This is a genomic window from Aliidiomarina soli (assembly GCF_003986975.1).
In the GTDB taxonomy this organism is placed as follows: domain Bacteria; phylum Pseudomonadota; class Gammaproteobacteria; order Enterobacterales; family Alteromonadaceae; genus Aliidiomarina; species Aliidiomarina soli.
This window is the reverse complement of sequence record NZ_PIPO01000004.1, coordinates 332,476-348,315: the sequence shown is the minus strand read 5'-3', so window position 1 is coordinate 348,315 and position 15,840 is coordinate 332,476. Positions and strand designations below refer to the sequence as shown.

Annotated in this window: 16 protein-coding genes and 1 tRNA gene; 6 read left to right on the top strand and 11 right to left on the bottom strand. The window is 51.5% G+C overall.

All coding sequences use genetic code 11. The features are described 5' to 3' along the window. Position 1 precedes the first annotated feature (1 nt). The 6 genes from prmA to purD all read left to right on the top strand — a co-directional run bounded on the left by prmA (position 2) and on the right by purD (position 6,341). A complete protein-coding gene (gene prmA / locus CWE14_RS10765; RefSeq protein WP_126799379.1) occupies positions 2–886 on the top strand; it encodes a 50S ribosomal protein L11 methyltransferase in 885 nt (294 codons plus the stop codon). Positions 887–1,063: 177 nt separating this feature from the next. Beyond that, a complete protein-coding gene (gene dusB / locus CWE14_RS10760) occupies positions 1,064–2,053 on the top strand; it encodes a tRNA dihydrouridine synthase DusB (protein ID WP_126799378.1) in 990 nt (329 codons plus the stop codon). After that, positions 2,046–2,342 (top strand): DNA-binding transcriptional regulator Fis, encoded by a 297-nt coding sequence (fis, locus tag CWE14_RS10755; RefSeq protein ID WP_111569125.1) that lies wholly within the window; start codon positions 2,046–2,048, stop codon positions 2,340–2,342. The genes dusB and fis overlap by 8 nt, the downstream gene beginning before the upstream one ends. 99 nt (positions 2,343–2,441) lie before the next feature. After that, complete coding sequence (gene purH, locus CWE14_RS10750) at positions 2,442–4,022, top strand: bifunctional phosphoribosylaminoimidazolecarboxamide formyltransferase/IMP cyclohydrolase (protein ID WP_126799377.1); 1,581 nt, start codon at positions 2,442–2,444, stop codon at positions 4,020–4,022. A gap of 69 nt (positions 4,023–4,091) precedes the next feature. After that, positions 4,092–5,039 (top strand): class I SAM-dependent methyltransferase, encoded by a 948-nt coding sequence (locus CWE14_RS10745; RefSeq protein WP_241972380.1) that lies wholly within the window; start codon positions 4,092–4,094, stop codon positions 5,037–5,039. Between the two features lie 9 nt (positions 5,040–5,048). Next, on the top strand, positions 5,049–6,341 hold the full coding sequence (purD, locus tag CWE14_RS10740) for a phosphoribosylamine--glycine ligase (protein ID WP_126799376.1): 1,293 nt from the start codon (positions 5,049–5,051) through the stop codon (positions 6,339–6,341). 41 nt (positions 6,342–6,382) lie between these two features. On the opposite strand, the gene CWE14_RS10735 is transcribed toward purD, so the two are convergent. From CWE14_RS10735 to orn, 11 genes are all read right to left on the bottom strand, one after another. After that, the gene (locus tag CWE14_RS10735; protein ID WP_126799375.1) at positions 6,383–6,754 is read right to left on the bottom strand and encodes a MaoP family protein; all 372 of its coding nucleotides are present in this window, start codon (positions 6,752–6,754) and stop codon (positions 6,383–6,385) included. Between the two features lie 132 nt (positions 6,755–6,886). Continuing rightward, entirely contained in the window at positions 6,887–8,401 is a 1,515-nt protein-coding gene (locus tag CWE14_RS10730; RefSeq protein ID WP_126799374.1) for a response regulator, read from the bottom strand. Then, positions 8,398–8,826: an OsmC family protein gene (locus CWE14_RS10725; protein ID WP_126799373.1), complete on the bottom strand. Its 429-nt coding sequence runs from the start codon at positions 8,824–8,826 to the stop codon at positions 8,398–8,400. Before CWE14_RS10725 ends, CWE14_RS10730 begins: the two co-directional genes overlap by 4 nt. A 70-nt stretch (positions 8,827–8,896) precedes the next feature. Beyond that, positions 8,897–9,796, bottom strand: coding sequence for a hypothetical protein (locus CWE14_RS10720; RefSeq protein ID WP_126799372.1), 900 nt, complete (start codon positions 9,794–9,796; stop codon positions 8,897–8,899). A gap of 37 nt (positions 9,797–9,833) precedes the next feature. Beyond that, positions 9,834–12,203, bottom strand: a complete 2,370-nt coding sequence (locus CWE14_RS10715; protein WP_126799371.1) for a fimbria/pilus outer membrane usher protein — start codon at positions 12,201–12,203, stop codon at positions 9,834–9,836. Between the two features lie 3 nt (positions 12,204–12,206). Beyond that, positions 12,207–12,971: a fimbrial biogenesis chaperone gene (locus CWE14_RS10710; protein ID WP_126799370.1), complete on the bottom strand. Its 765-nt coding sequence runs from the start codon at positions 12,969–12,971 to the stop codon at positions 12,207–12,209. A 72-nt stretch (positions 12,972–13,043) separates the two neighbouring features. After that, on the bottom strand, positions 13,044–13,514 hold the full coding sequence (locus CWE14_RS10705) for a hypothetical protein (RefSeq protein WP_126799369.1): 471 nt from the start codon (positions 13,512–13,514) through the stop codon (positions 13,044–13,046). Between the two features lie 153 nt (positions 13,515–13,667). Continuing rightward, positions 13,668–14,339, bottom strand: coding sequence for a response regulator transcription factor (locus CWE14_RS10700; protein ID WP_126799368.1), 672 nt, complete (start codon positions 14,337–14,339; stop codon positions 13,668–13,670). A 127-nt stretch (positions 14,340–14,466) separates the two neighbouring features. Beyond that, on the bottom strand, positions 14,467–14,880 hold the full coding sequence (locus tag CWE14_RS10695; RefSeq protein WP_126799367.1) for a hypothetical protein: 414 nt from the start codon (positions 14,878–14,880) through the stop codon (positions 14,467–14,469). A gap of 200 nt (positions 14,881–15,080) precedes the next feature. Then, positions 15,081–15,156: transfer RNA gene (locus CWE14_RS10690), tRNA-Gly, on the bottom strand. 83 nt (positions 15,157–15,239) lie between these two features. Then, positions 15,240–15,794, bottom strand: a complete 555-nt coding sequence (orn, locus tag CWE14_RS10685; protein WP_126789663.1) for an oligoribonuclease — start codon at positions 15,792–15,794, stop codon at positions 15,240–15,242. Positions 15,795–15,840: the final 46 nt, after the last annotated feature.

Here is a 15,840-nt window from a genome sequence, read left to right as displayed (position 1 = left end):
CATGCCCTGGATTCAACTCACTGTAAGTAGTGATGAAGCACACGCCCGCCAACTGGGCGATGTGCTGATGGCGAATGGCGCACAAGCCGTTACCTATCGTGATGGTAAAGATGCGCCTATTTTTGAGCCTGGTCCCGGTGAAGTTCAGCTGTGGGACCATACTCTGGTCACTGGCCTGTTTGATGCTGAACTCAATACCAGCGCAATGGTTAAACGCCTGGAGCAGGTTAAATACCTTGGTAAAGGCTTTCAGTACAAGACTGATCAGCTCGAAGATAAAGACTGGGAACGGGAATGGATGGACAACTTCAAGCCCATCCAGTTTGCCAGCAATCTCTGGGTCGTGCCGTCCTGGCATCAGGCGCCTGACCCCGATGCGGCCAATATTTTGCTCGACCCCGGCATGGCCTTTGGCACTGGCACGCATCCCACCACAGCGCTTTGTCTGGAATGGCTCGCACGGCAAGATTTACAGGGTAAAACCGTAGTCGATTTCGGCTGCGGCTCTGGCATTCTTGGTATCGCCGCTCTTAAGCTTGGTGCTGCTCGTTGTGTGGGGATCGATATTGACCGCCAGGCCCTTATTGCAACCAAAGAGAACGCGCAACGCAATGATGTGGCGGAACGCTTCGAGGTCTATTTACCCAGTGAGCAACCCAGTTTAGCGGCTGATATTGTCGTCGCTAACGTACTTGCTGGCCCACTGCAGGAACTGGCACCAGTGATTCTCGGCTATGTCGGCAAGGCCGGCTTGCTCTGTATGTCCGGCGTATTAAGCCGCCAGGCTGATGACGTAATGAACGCCTACCGTCCGGCAGTCCAGTTCGCTGAGGTAGAGCAACGCGACGACTGGATCATGCTAAACGGTCAAAGAGTCAGCGGCTAAAACTTACACAAAGTTAACATCCCTTTTGCTCCAGCGCAGGCGCAACAAGGCTTTGACCAACATTAAAGTCAAGGGCGAAAAGTGAAAAAAAAGCCATTTTTGTTCACTTTGTCGCCTTTCCTTTCCGCCTTAAATTCCCTAAAATTCTCTCCCCTTTCGCTGCACAGTTTTTGAACGATGCGGATTGGACCTTACGCTTTAGACAACAATGTTATTTTGGCGCCGATGGCGGGCGTGACCGATGTCCCTTTTCGCAACCTGTGTGTTCGCCTTGGGGCTGGGCTTGCTGTATCCGAAATGCTTTCGAGCAACCCTCGGGTATGGGAAACCGAAAAGTCACGTGAACGAATGCTACACCACCAGGATGTCGGTATCCGGGCTGTTCAAATAGCCGGCTGTGATCCGGAGTTAATGGCGTTGGCAGCACAACATAATGTCAGGCATGGGGCCCAGATCATTGACATCAACATGGGCTGTCCAGCGAAAAAGGTAAATAAAAAGCTAGCTGGGTCTGCATTATTACAGGACCCTGCGCTGGTGACCGAAATTTTACATGCAGTGGTCGCTGCAGTGGATGTACCGGTTACTTTGAAGATTCGAACAGGCTGGGCACGAGATCAGCGCAATGGTGTGTATATAGCCCGCATAGCAGAACAGGCGGGGATTCAGTCACTGGCGGTACATGGGCGAACACGAGAAGACATGTACAAAGGTCGGGCTGAATACGACACCATTGCTGAGATCAAGGCAGCTATTTCGATTCCGGTGGTCGCTAATGGCGATATCACCAGCCCAGAGCAAGCAAAGTATGTGCTCGATTACACCCATGCCGATGCCATTATGGTCGGTCGTGGAGCCCAGGGACGTCCCTGGATCTTTCGTGAAATCGAACATTACCTGCGAACGGGTGAGCAACATGCTCCACCCGCTCTGGAGGAAGTAACCAGTATTATGCGCGAGCATTTGGCCCAGCTGCATAGTTTTTACGGTGACCTAAAGGGTTTGCGTATAGCCCGGAAACACATCGGTTGGTACTTGCAGGCGATCGACGATCCATTGGAATTCAGAAGTTATTTTAATTCCCTGGAAAGTGCAGCCGGGCAGACCGACGCTTTGGAACACTACTTTGTAAACTTACAAGAGAGAAAAGAGCGCTACTATGTTTGATCAGAACGTAAATCGTGATGCAGTAAACACGCCCCTGATGACGGCAAGCCAGAACGCGAACCCTAAACCGTTACGCAACAGCGTAAAGCAGGCGCTGAATAACTTTTTAACTCAACTGGAAGGCCAGGACCCACAGGAGCTCTATGAGTTAGTCCTGTCAGAGGTCGAAGCGCCTCTGCTGGAAGAAGTAATGACTTACACCCGCGGTAACCAGACCCGTGCTGCCACCATGCTGGGCATTAACCGCGGTACTCTGCGCAAGAAATTGAAAAAATACGGCATGAATTAAGTGTCTTTTAAGCCCCGCCCTCGTGCGGGGCTTTTTATTGCTTTATAATTGGCAACCATCTGTAGACCCCTCTTCTGATATTTAATGGAATCATAGGTTATGAACCAGCATCGTCCTGTCCGCCGCGCATTGTTAAGCGTTTCTGATAAAACCGGTATTGTTGAGTTTGCAACAGCGCTCAGCCAACTCAATATTGAATTGCTTTCCACTGGCGGTACCGCGAAACTTCTGCGCGACGCTGGTTTAACTGTAACCGAGGTATCAGACCACACCGGGCACCCTGAAATTATGGATGGCCGGGTCAAAACCCTGCATCCAAAAGTTCACGGCGGCATTCTGGGACGCCGCGGTCAGGACGAAACCGTGATGCGGGAACATGCTATCGAGCCTATTGATATGGTGGTCGTCAACCTGTATCCGTTTAAAGAAACCGTTGCTAAGCCAGGGTGTTCGCTGGCTGATGCGATTGAAAATATCGATATTGGCGGACCTACCATGGTTCGTGCCGCCGCTAAGAACCATAACGATGTCGCCATTATTGTGAATGCAGCAGACTATGACCGGGTGCTGACGGAGATGCGCGAACAGGACAGCAGTCTGACTCAGCAAACCCGTTTTGAGCTTGCCGTAGCGGCGTTTGAACATACGGCCGAGTACGATGGCATGATTGCGAATTACCTTGGCCAGCGCACGGGTGAAAACAGTCACCAGGAGCCCGCCCGGTTTGCCGATACACTGAACATCCAGATGCGTAAAAAGCAGGATCTGCGCTACGGCGAAAATAGTCATCAACAGGCTGCATTTTACGTTGAGTCCGGCAACACCAATCCATCCGTGGCGACCTCAAATCAATTGCAGGGCAAGGCTCTGTCGTTTAATAACATTGCCGACACCGACGCGGCTCTGGAGTGCGTAAAATCATTCGAGCAACCCGCCTGTGTTATCGTTAAACATGCCAACCCCTGTGGGGTCGCCGTAGCTGACTCAGCGTTTGATGCCTATGAACGTGCCTTCAAAACCGACCCGACCTCCGCCTTTGGCGGTATTATTGCCTTTAACCGTGAACTCGACGAGGCCACTGCCAACGCGATCATTACCCGTCAGTTCGTCGAGGTGATTGTTGCACCCGCAGCGAGCCGCAAAGCACAAACTATTATTGGTGCGAAAAAGAATGTTCGCTTGCTGGTCACCGGCAATTGGCAAAACGGTACTCAACAGCTCGACTACAAGCGTGTTTCAGGTGGTTTGTTAGTGCAGGACAGCGATAATGCCGTTATCGCTGCCAGCGACCTGCGGGTGGTGACTAAACAACAACCCAGCGCTGAGCAGATTGAAGACCTGTTGTTCTGTTGGAAGGTCGCTAAATTTGTGAAGTCGAATGCGATTGTGTATGCCAAAGATGGCATGACCATAGGTGTCGGCGCCGGCCAGATGAGCCGTGTCTACAGTGCAAAAATTGCGGGTATTAAGGCTGCTGACGAAAACCTTGAAGTAAAAGGATCGGTAATGGCCTCTGACGCCTTCTTCCCGTTCCGTGATGGCATTGATGCAGCAGCAGAAGCAGGTATCAGCGCCATTATTCAGCCTGGCGGCTCGATCCGAGACGATGAGATTATCGCCGCAGCGGACGAACACGGAATTGCGATGGTGTTCACCGGAGTTCGTCACTTCCGTCACTAAATCAACAGTTTGGCAAATAGCTGCTACGCTTAAGGATGTTTATCTTTAAGCCATGTTGAGGATCGGATTATGAAAATTACATTACTCACAGCATCTGTTCTGGCCTGTATCTATACAGGCCCGGTTTACGCCTGGCAACAGGGCCAGCCACCGGTCGACCCTGAAGTGGTCGAGGAGAACGAACCCGAGGATCTTGATCTGGTCCGCGATGTCGCGGGCGAGAACGGCGAATTACAGCAGAATCAAGACAATGCATGGTCTGATGTGGAGTCTATGACCCTGCAGCAAGCCATTGCCGCTCCCCACCGCAGCGCGGCGAATCGTCAGCGGGATGAATATAGAAACCCACGTGAAACGCTGGAGTTTTTTGCTATTGAGCCTGATATGACGGTGGTCGAAATTTGGCCGGGAGCTGGTTGGTACACCGAAATACTAGCGCCTTACCTTGCCGCGAACGGGACGTTTTACGCCGCGCACTTCCCGGCAGACACGGACTCTGATTATTTTAACAATGCGCGAAATAACTTCCTCGAACGGATGCAGTCCAGCAACGTCTATAGCAAGGTGCAGGTTACTGAATTTAGTCCAGGTAGCGCCCATGATATAGCGCCGGAAGGCAGCGCTGATATGGTGCTGACGTTCCGCAATTTACATAACTGGTATATGAATGGCGGTGACGAGAGTGTCAGCGAGGCATTCGATGCCTTTTATCGCGCCCTTCGTCCGGGTGGTGTGCTCGGTGTTGTTGACCACCGCTTACCTGAAGACAGAGACAGCGAACAAGCTCGCTCCAGCGGCTACATTAAGCAGAGCTGGGCCATTGAAATGGCCGAGCAGGCTGGATTTGAACTGGAAGACAGCAGCGAAGTGAATGCCAACGCTCGTGATACAGCCGATTACGAGGAGGGTGTTTGGACGTTACCACCCAGCCTGCGTACCGGGGATGAGGGCGGCGAGTTCAGTCAAATCGGAGAAAGCGACCGTTTTACTCTTAAATTCCGAAAACCAGAAGAATGAGATAGATAAATGAAAGTATTGATCATTGGCGGCGGTGGCCGCGAACATGCGCTAGCCTGGAAAGTGGCCCAATCTTCACGTGTTAGTCAGGTGTATGTTGCGCCCGGTAATGCAGGTACAGCTCTCGAGCCAATGGTTGAAAACCTGGCCATCGCTGCTGAAGACATCGATGGCCTGCTTGCATTTGCCCAGCGTAGCAGTATTGATCTGACCATCGTCGGCCCAGAAGCGCCGCTGGTCAACGGTATCGTGGATACCTTTCAGTCTCAGGGACTGGCTATTTTTGGACCGAGTAAGGGCGCTGCCCAACTTGAAGGTTCCAAGAAATTCTGTAAAGACTTCCTTGCCCGTCACCATATTCCGACAGCCGCGTACGGCTCGTTCACTGAGATCGAAGACGCCAAGCGCTATGTTCGTGAGCAGTCGCTGCCTATCGTGATCAAGGCGGATGGTCTGGCGGCCGGAAAAGGGGTCATAATCGCAGAGTCGCTTGAACAGGCTGATGCAGCGATTGATGACATGCTGGCTGACAATAAGTTCGGCGACGCTGGCTCACAGGTGGTCATTGAAGAATTTTTGGTGGGTGAAGAAGCCAGTTTTATTGCCATGGTAGACGGCGATACCATCTTGCCTTTTGCTTCCAGCCAGGACCACAAAGCCCGTGATGATGGGGACCAAGGCCCGAACACCGGCGGCATGGGCGCCTATTCACCAGCACCAGTCCTGACCGACGAAATTGATCAGTGGGTGATGCAGCACATTATGCATCCGACCGTCGAAGGGATGCGTGCCGAGGGCAATACTTACGTCGGTTTTCTTTATGCCGGGTTAATGATTGCACCAGACGGCAGCGCTAAGGTACTTGAGTATAATTGCCGTTTCGGTGACCCCGAGACACAGCCTATTATGATGCGACTTGAATCTGATTTGGTTGAGCTTTGTCTTGATGCGCTGGCAGGCCGTCTGGGCCAGACTCCGATTGAGTTCAACAGCAAGGCCGCTGTTGGCGTAGTCATGGCCGCCGGTGGTTATCCGGAAGAATACCGCAAAGGCGACATTATCCACGGTTTAGTCGATGCGCAGAATAATAGCGAAGGGAAAGTTTTTCACGCTGGTACCGCGGTCAACGACGACCACATCGTGACCAGTGGCGGTCGCGTGCTGTGTTGCACCGCATTAGGTGAAACCGTCACAGAGGCCCAGGCACGTGCGTACGCTATCGCCGATGGGATTACCTGGGACGATGTCTATTTACGTCGTGACATCGCCCACAGGGCCATTCGTCGCGAGCAACCTAAGTAAGCGCTGATTAAACAAAAAGCCGGCACAAGGTGCCGGCTTTTTTAATCTTCTACCACCAGGTCGTCATCTTCGGTGGTTGCAGTGTAATCAGTATCTGAGTCTTCATACACTTTACTCCGACCATACATACTGCCTACTTTTGGCCGGTTAATTCTGGCCTGATACTTAGCCCAGGCTTTCTCAACTGGCGTTACCGCCGCCTGCTCGCCACGAGCGACTGCCAATAAGTTCTTATCCTCATCAGTCATCGCTGGCAACTCACCAGCGAGCATCGCAGTGATAAGGCAGCCATAGTGCAGCAACGCGTCGCTTTCACGAATGGAGAAGTCTCCAGAGCGCGCAAACCCGTATGGGTAGTGACGAAAGTCGTTGAAGGGTTTTCTTAACAGCATTTCACGGGTTAAAGCAGCCATAATATCCTCGCCCAGCTACCTCAGCGCTATCACAGTGACAACCCTGAGAACCTCCTCAAGACGGCAGCATTTAGTTAAACGCGCCGCCACCAGAAATTTATAATGACGATATAGAGGCGAGACAAATCTTTGTCAATCTTTTTTTTCTGTTTCTGTAGAGGATTTACTAAATGAGAGGAAATGCTTAACTTCCAGTTTGCTCATGCAGGTGTCTAACTGACCCAGCAATCGGGCGTTATCCGGCATCAATTGCAACGCACGGCTAAACGCATAGGCCGCTAAATCAACCTTGCCCGACTTGAAGAGGCGCTTGCCCAGTGCGTCGTGCAAGCGAATCTGCGATTTTTCTTCGCTAACAGTGAAATTCAACAAAGCTGAAAACAACAGTAAGTTCGAGCTGGCTCTGCCGCTTGCTCCCTGCTGCTCGATTAAATGAATACATTGCTCAAGCTGCTCCAGAACCAGACTACCGTCGTTCAGCCAGCCATTCAAAATACGCATCATCAACGAAAACGGAGACTGATCATTGCCCGCTTCGCCGCTGGTGATACGCGTGCTCCGCGGGTCGGACAGTTCACCTCGCTGCATGCGCTCGATAAATTCCGGCAACAGCGTTTCATTCAGCTCCATATCACGACTTATACTGAGGTTGTAGAGCTGACTCAATGCCGCCTGAATGTAGGGTTCCACTTCCGCTACTGAGCTTGCAGCCGGCTCCAGCACCAGCTTGAGTACCAGCGATTTAATGATCGCCAGAGAAAAAACATACTGCTGGTGTGAACGCAGCTTGGCCCGGCGCTGTTTGTTTTGTAGAAAACTCAACGCGCGTTCCCACTCTCCGTGCTGCACTGCCAGCATCGAGCGGAATTCACATTCGAACAAAGAAAGCTCACTTTCCTTCAGGGTATCAACGATTTCCCCTTTGTTCTCGGCGTTTGTCCCAATCAGTACCTGATTCATTAATGCCAGGCAGGCGCTGTAATAAGGGTCACGCGCAACCATGCCATTAAACACTAGCTGGGACGCCTTGACCTGGCCCAGAGATACCAATGCTTGCATGCGCACTAACCTAGCCCAGTCATAACTTTGAACCAATTGATAGCGGCGCAATACTTTTGAAAAGCGGCGCAACTGCAATAAGATTTTGCACTCTAAGAGCCACGCTTGCTGCTGAAACTGATGTGGGGTGCCATCTTTTATCAGTTGCAAACTATTGAACGCAGGCGCCCACTTTTTCTTATCCAGCAAGTAAAAAACGGATGAGAATGCGCGCTGATTGGCTTCCACCCGTTGGATGATCTCTTCAATGTGGGCAGCACTTATCGGCTTGCTGTAGAAATAAGTTTGAGTAAAGCGGAGGGGAGCCTGACGTTTTGCATGATCCAGCGTGTTGGAAATAAACACCACATGAGTTTTCGCCGAAATGCGGTCACTCCATTCCAGATAATGCAGCAATTCTGTCCCCGTCACTGACGGACCCAGATCATAACCGAGAATTAACAGATCGGCGTCGACGCGCGAAGACTGCTCAAGCAAGGCGTTGCCACTGCTATAGGTTTTTACCGCATAGTTAGGGCTCAGCGCGCGCACAAAGTCACGCAACACGCCAAGAGTTTCAACGTTATCTTCGACAATGATTATCTTCATACTGGCGAGTACGGTTCCACACTATAGCTATGGGTGACGTCCACTGACGCTCCCAGCATAATAGAAACAGAACAATATTTCTCGGCCGACAGCTTAACGGCCCGTTCGACATGGCTGTCACTAACGTCGTTGCCACTGGTGTCATGGCCACGGACAACAAAATGCAAATGAATGGAGGTAAATACCGCGGGCACCGTATCTGCACGTTCAGCACTCACCTCGACCACACAATCGGTAATCGGCTGTCGCGCTTTCTGCAGAATACTTACCACGTCGACTGACGAGCAACTCGCCACAGACATTAAGACCATTTCCATAGGGCTCGGCGCATGCGCGCCCTGGTTCCCATCCATGATGACGCTGTGACCACTGTCAGATGTGCCTAAAAACTTTAAGTCCCCGCACCATTTTACCTGAGCCTGCATGTATCACACTCCTTGAAAGGTTAAGTGTCCACATTATCATAAATTATGACCCGATAAAGCTAGCAAAATGTTAGTCCTGCGGAAAAACATCAATGGTAATTAAATCCGAATACTCGCCAGCCAGCTGCTCTTTGCCCACATAAGGCACATCTATTCTGATCGGTACCCTCCAGGTGCCTCGCTGGCGAAGCCGCTGGATCGATGTCGTCGACGGGTTTTTCAGATCAACAAAGCGGTGATTAAGCCGGAAACGATAAGGAATGGTCTGGCTCGGTTCGCGTATATGGCGCATAACACCCTGGTTTTCACTGGTAACAAACACCTGGATATCTGAGTTACTGTCCACCACCAGATTAAAGTCTTTGAACGCACCGCTGCGCAGTGAGCCAAAATCAACGCGATAGTAAGAGCCCGTTCCGCCCCCAGGGGCGTCGATCTGGACCGATACCCGGGGTTCAATAACGAACTCGAAGACATCGTTTTTCTGTGCCGACATCAACCAGGGCGTTTGGGTGTTCATAAACTGGCTTACCAATACCCCCCTATAAACGCCCGGCGTCGCATAGTCTGCATCCAGAACCCGTAACCAGAACATCAGTTGGGGCCGTTCTTCGTGCAACGGCAACACCCAGCCATTGCCTTCGCTACCTAACATCAGGGCATTTCGGCGCTGATCATAAGGTTCAACCCGCAATCGACTCATGCCATGCCGAATGTACCAGGAAGTGCCTGTGCCGGGCCCGATATGGAGCTGATCAGCGCAATCAATCAATGTTTGATCAAGCTGCAACTCAACCGGGATCCAGGCACTGCCGCCGTGTAGCGCGCTGAATTCTGCTGCTTTGCCTTGTATTTGGGCGGTCCAGTGTCCGTCGCACTGAAGCGCCGCTCTATGGTCGTCACCAGCTTCCTGTGCCACCGCTACAGTTACGCAGAGCACGCTTAGTAAACCTGCTATGAGTGAACGCATAATTATCCCCCCACTCGTTATGTCATTAGAATCCAAATCAGCGTGCCTGCGGATGCAAGGTCCCGATCCGCACAAAGCTGTCCCCACCTTCTTCAATCCGCAGTCGATAGCGGACGTCCGGTTGATGCAATAACGTAATTTCATAGTCACCCGGGCGTAGTCCCTCAGCAATAAAGCGCCCGCTGCGATTGGTGAACACGCCGACTCGCAGGCCCTCGCCTTCAATACTGCCCCCTTCCAGATAAAGAGGTTCGCCGTCTTCATCGACAAGTATTCCCAGCACCGAATAAAATGCATCGGATCCGATAACAACGCTGGTTCCGGTAACCGCCCCGGCTTCCGCCAGATACTGACCACCACCCCAGTCATAGCCGATCGGCGCATCCGGCACATCGACAAAGACCGTGGTACCACGGTAACGCGCTCGTGAGGTCAGCAAAGCCCCGCCACCCCATTGACTAATAGCCTCAGGTCCGGCGCGCCCTTCGTTGACCAGTATCTCGGAATCACGTAGCGATTTGTGTCTGGAGACCACGGTAAATGGGCCCACACCAGCCCGACCCCACCCAAACCGTGAACCAGCCCATCCGAATGCCGTGTTCATCTGGCCTCCCGCATATCCAGCCTCGGTTCCCTGCGCTCGGCGATACTGACCGAAGGTGCCAAAGCGTGCTCTGTTACTAAGGTAATCCAGGCGTCCAAAGGTGGTGCTACTGCTATCCGACTCCAACTGACTCAACATAAAGGAGGTATCCCCGACTGAGTGACTGGATGCCTTCCCGACAGATACCTGTGCTTGTTCGTTGTAGCTGTCATAACGAGCGCTATAGCGCATGTTATTGCGCGGACGGAAAATATTAATATCAATGGTAACGAATGCCTGATATTCGTCTTCGTCACCGATATCACCAAAAAAGCTACTGCGACGAACGCCGGCACCAAGCCGGGCCCAGCGCCAACGGTAGGTGCCACGTACTTCCTCTTCGCGTAACTCAACACCCGGGCGGGTGCGGTCATCCTGGTAGGAGAAACGCAATTCAAACTGGCGTCCAATGTACGCGCTATAACTCCCCAGCCAACGCTCTCCATGCAATTCGCTGTCCAGCAGCCATGGTCGATTATCAAACCGGTCGAAGCGATCCCATGCCACACGTAAATTAGGTGAGCCAGAAAGAGACCCCCACACCCGCTGCTGCCACTCGACACTCAGCGCCTCACCTTCGACATCGAATACGTCGCTCATTGAGTAACGGGCAGCGAAATTACCAATCGGCGTAGCAAAGGCGGTACTCACTCCATACAATTCGCCAAAGTCATTACTCTGCCCATGAGCGCCCAGCGTTAGCCAGCTAAATAAGCCATGCTCCACAAAAGCCGAAGCCAGCGTATCGTCGCTATAGGTGGTGCCGGACAAAGGCGTGAACTCCGACCGATAGCCATAGGAAAAGCCGAAATTGGTCAATCCGGGGCGCAATAGTTCTGCATTGAAAAACTGGCTGAACGTCTGTATTTCGTAGTCACCCGATGCATAGTACAAATACACTTCGATATCATTTGCGCCATGCGCCAGTGGCAGTTCGGTTAGGTTATAACGACCAGGTGCAAGACGCAGCCGTTGTAGTAGCCGTCCATTCACATAGACTTCAAGTTCTGCCCGTTCACGAACCAGGATCTGCTGCGAGGTACCAGGTGAAATACTTCGGTTTGGCTGCAGCTCATAATACGACGACGCCACCGAAATACCGCCCAAACTGGCGCCGCCAAGGTGGCCTACCACAGGCGAATACACGTCACCTGCCGACAACCGCATAGGTACATTGGGGATATCATGAAACGCAGTGACCTGGCCGCGATAAACATCGGTCTCGTTTGTTACGCTTTCATGTGTTGCGGTCGCCGACCAGGTTAAATTTACACCCCGTATTCCGCCAACGTTCAACTGACCGAGCCAGTCGACATTTATCTGGTCATTGCTTTCTTCAAATTCGTGCTCAGCAGCAACATTCAGGTTATTCAGCCACGCAAAACGACTTACTGGTGCGGGCAGACCAGCGGCCCCTGAACTTTGGGCAAAACTAATCTGATCAGAACCAAAAGCTGATTCCTGTAATCGCGCTACCAGCTCCATCGTACGAGGCCGATACGCAATTTCGATACCCAAAGCATTTAGCTGCTGCATATCAATCATGCCTGCCGCGGTTAAGGTGGTCTGCAATTCAGTTGAAATCGAAGACCCTAAAGCCAGCGCCAAACTGGCGCCTTCCACCTCAACCAGTGTATTGCCCTCTACTTCGACGATAACAAACCCTACTTCACGCTCGTCGTACAGTAATGGCAACTCAAATGTAAATGCTTCAACCGAACTCGCCAAGAGCAGTAAGAGAAGCAGCCATCCTTTGCGCAACATGGCTTAACTGCTTATGAACTGAGCCGACACCGCACGTGATTCGATGCCAAGCTGAAGCCCCTCAACCGGAATCCGACTTTCTCCGCCAGGCAAAATATGACGAACAAAGACAGCTGGAGAAAACTCACGCCAGGTTAGTGTGCGCGACTCTCCGTTCTCAAATTCAACTTGTAACTGACCACGCGAGAGGTCCTGCATACCATTCCCATGATTGGTCAGGACAATCACTCCATAAGGATTATCCCGATCAAAGAAATCAGCTTCAAAGCGCGTCTCATTGTGCAAGTCCGTGTAGTCAATTTCAGAATAAATCTCCGGCACTGTACCTCGGGGCACCACGAAAACCGGAGCATGAACGTGCATCACAAACTGCACCCCTGAGCCTTCGACGGGCGCCAGATCAACTGGCAGTTGATAAAATATGATGCGGTAGCCTACGGCCTGATCGAGTACCTTATTGCCCAGGTAACGAACCCGAAAGACCTGAAAGTCGCCTGGTTCTATATAGGCTTGAGGCGGCATAATAATGAAATCTTCGTCCGCATCTTCAAGCTCATTGTAATAACCATCCTTAAGGACACGCCGCGCTGCCGATATTTCAAACGTCAGCGGCCGTTCGGTGGTGTTCTGTAGTCGAAAGACACCGCTAGAGTTACGCCCCATCTCTTCAAGTGTCAGACTTATCGGGTGAAGTTCGTATGCATGCACCGACACTAAGGTGTTACACAACCACACAATTAAGGCCATTGTTCCTATTATTTTTTTCATAATATGCCTCTTCCAGTAATAGAAGAAGCGGCCTAACGGCCGCTTCTGATAGAGCAAACACTTGGCTACAGACTATGGAGAAACAGTGATTTCCATAACTGCGGTGTAGTCACCAGCCAACTCTGCACCTGATGTAATACCGCGGTATTCAAGGTCAGTGTTAGCAAAGGCTGGAGCTGCGCCTGCTGGTTGTGAAATTGTGTGTGGACCACCGTTTGGTGGGATAGTCACAGGACCAGAAGGAATTGAGCCCAGGTTGCGTGCTTCATAAGAAATAAAGTCAACGCCGTTGGTGTGTACGAAGCCATTGCTTTGCGCTTCGTAGGTTACATTCGCACTACCTGCGCCGTTGTTGCATGAAACACCGATCTGGCCGACAACGTGCCATTGGTTATCGAAGTCAAAACCTGCTTGTGGAGTTACTTGCAGTTCGCAATACTCATCAATGGTACCTTGCACATTCAGAATGTCGCTGGTGTTAGCCATTGCACCAGTAGTTGCCAGTGCCGCTGCTAACGAGAGTAAGGTTGCTAATTTTTTCATTGCTGTATTCCTTGTCTTCAATTGTTGAGGTTCTTGTCACGTTCAGGGACTGCCCTGAACTGCCCTAAGTATTCGTGGAGTCGCCTCTGTTGTGATCAGCCGTGCAGCCTAATTTAATGGCATTTATGGTAGTAATTCGGCGGGGTTCACGCCTTAGCTGGCTAACGCCGTGTCTTCGCTACGCTGCATCCGACGATTGACCAAATTAAGAATTTCATGGCGGGAACGAATACCCAGTTTGCGGTAGAGATTGGTGACATGGCATTTCACGGTATGAGTACTGATGAACAATTTTTTCGCGATGTAGCAGTTCTTTTGCCCATGAATAAGTTCAAGGCAGACCTGCTGCTCACGCTTGCTAAGTTCATAGGCAGCTGCCAGCTCGTAAACAACCTGTTCCGGCGTGGTATTGGTACGCTGATAGTCACGCACCGCCTGCTCGACGATACGGCGCGGAAACCAGGTATGTCCTGCGCTAATCGCTTCAAGGGCTTTAAGCAGGCATTCGGGTCGTTCGCCGAGGCGAATAACCCCACTGAAACCTGTCTTGAGGAAATGCAGCAACGCGGTATCCGATAGGTCAGTGGTGTTGGTCAAAACCACACTGCACTGTTCCATATTGGGGTGAGGGTTATACGGCAGGTACTTGGGCATCCCCAACGCCTGGGTATCAATAAAAATAATACTGCCGGGCTCAAGGCGTAAACGGGAAAACTCCCGCAACGAGATACTATGGTGGCGAGCGCGATCAGTTTTAACTAAAGCAAGTAACGCGGTCCACTGGTTGAGCCAGGTCCGATCATTGGTAATCGTTATAAAGGTCATGGTAGTCGCTAGCTTGTTATGTGTTGACTCGATCTATTTAAGCACCGCTACACCATGGAGCAAGGTCGCTAGCCTAAGATTCATACCTTCCAGCGGAGATTCAGCAATGGGGCCTAGCCCGAGAGGACTAGTGAGAGGAAACAGAGACCACTATAACGTCTGAATAATGACCTGATATGAGTCCCATACTACGAGGCGATACGCGGAAAAAGTAAGGCCGCCCGCCAGTTCGTTGAGCAATAGTCCAGGGGCCTTCACTTGCCATACCGCCGCCACGTACACCAGAGAGACTCTTTTCATAGTCAATCACAGCGCCAAATTCGTTGCGAAGACCACGGTTAAGTGACTCATATGTCACGTTCACGGTTTCCTGTTGAAAATTACACAGTACGGTCACCTGGGCAACTACCTGGGGAGCTGTTGAATTATAGCGAAGTGCTTCAAAGGGACGAGCCATCGGATGGTCGGTATTAAAGTCAACGCTGCAGGTAGGTTCAATACGGCCGATCACGACAAGGCGGTCGCTTGTAGTTCGCTTCATCTGCTGGCCATAAACTGCGCTACTGCTTGCGGCGCAAATAATAAGAAGCGCAATGGATACTGCCGTTACTGAAAGACGCATAGGTTCTCTCCCCGAGAAAGTGGCTGCCTAAGTATCGCTCAGTTTGGCGACCTTGGGGAGTCGTGTTTTCGGGGGAGATAAACAAAAAAGCCGTCCCAACGGACGGCTTTTTTCGAATTTGGAGCGAGTAACGAGGTTCGAACTCGTGACCTCGACCTTGGCAAGGTCGCGCTCTACCAGCTGAGCTATACTCGCATATCAGGTGCAGTGTTGAGGGCCAACCCCTTGACTGCGAGGCGCATTTTACTGAACCTGAGGCGCTTTGCAAGCCCCTTCCTTCAATTTTTTTCTAAATTCAGCATAGTTGCTCGATAATGCACCAATTCTGCGATGGATTCACGAATATCAGCCAACGCCGTGTGTGCATTCTGCTTCTTGAAACTGGTCAGCACCTCAGGCTTCCAGCGTCGGGCCAGCTCTTTTAAGGTGCTCACATCCAGATTACGATAATGAAAGTACGCTTCTAATTGTGGCATCTGCCGGGCCAGAAAACGGCGGTCCTGGCAGATACTATTACCACACATCGGCGACACCCCTTGCGCTATGTGTTCCTGTAAAAAGGCAATGGTCTGCTGCTCGGCCTCGGCCATGCCAACACCTTCTTCTTTGATCCGCTTAACCAGGCCAGACTGGGTGTGAGTTCGGGTGTTCCACTCATCCATCGACGCCAGCGTCTGGTCGCTTTGCTTAATCGCAAAAACAGGTCCCTCTGCCAGCACATTCAAATCTTTATCGGTCACTATGGTAGCAATTTCAATAATGACATCGCGTTCAGGCACCAAGCCCGTCATCTCCAAATCAATCCATATCAGGCGTTGGCCAGGTTCGCTCATTCGTAACTCCAGGGTAAGCCCTGCAAAGCAGGGGCGAGAACAGTTC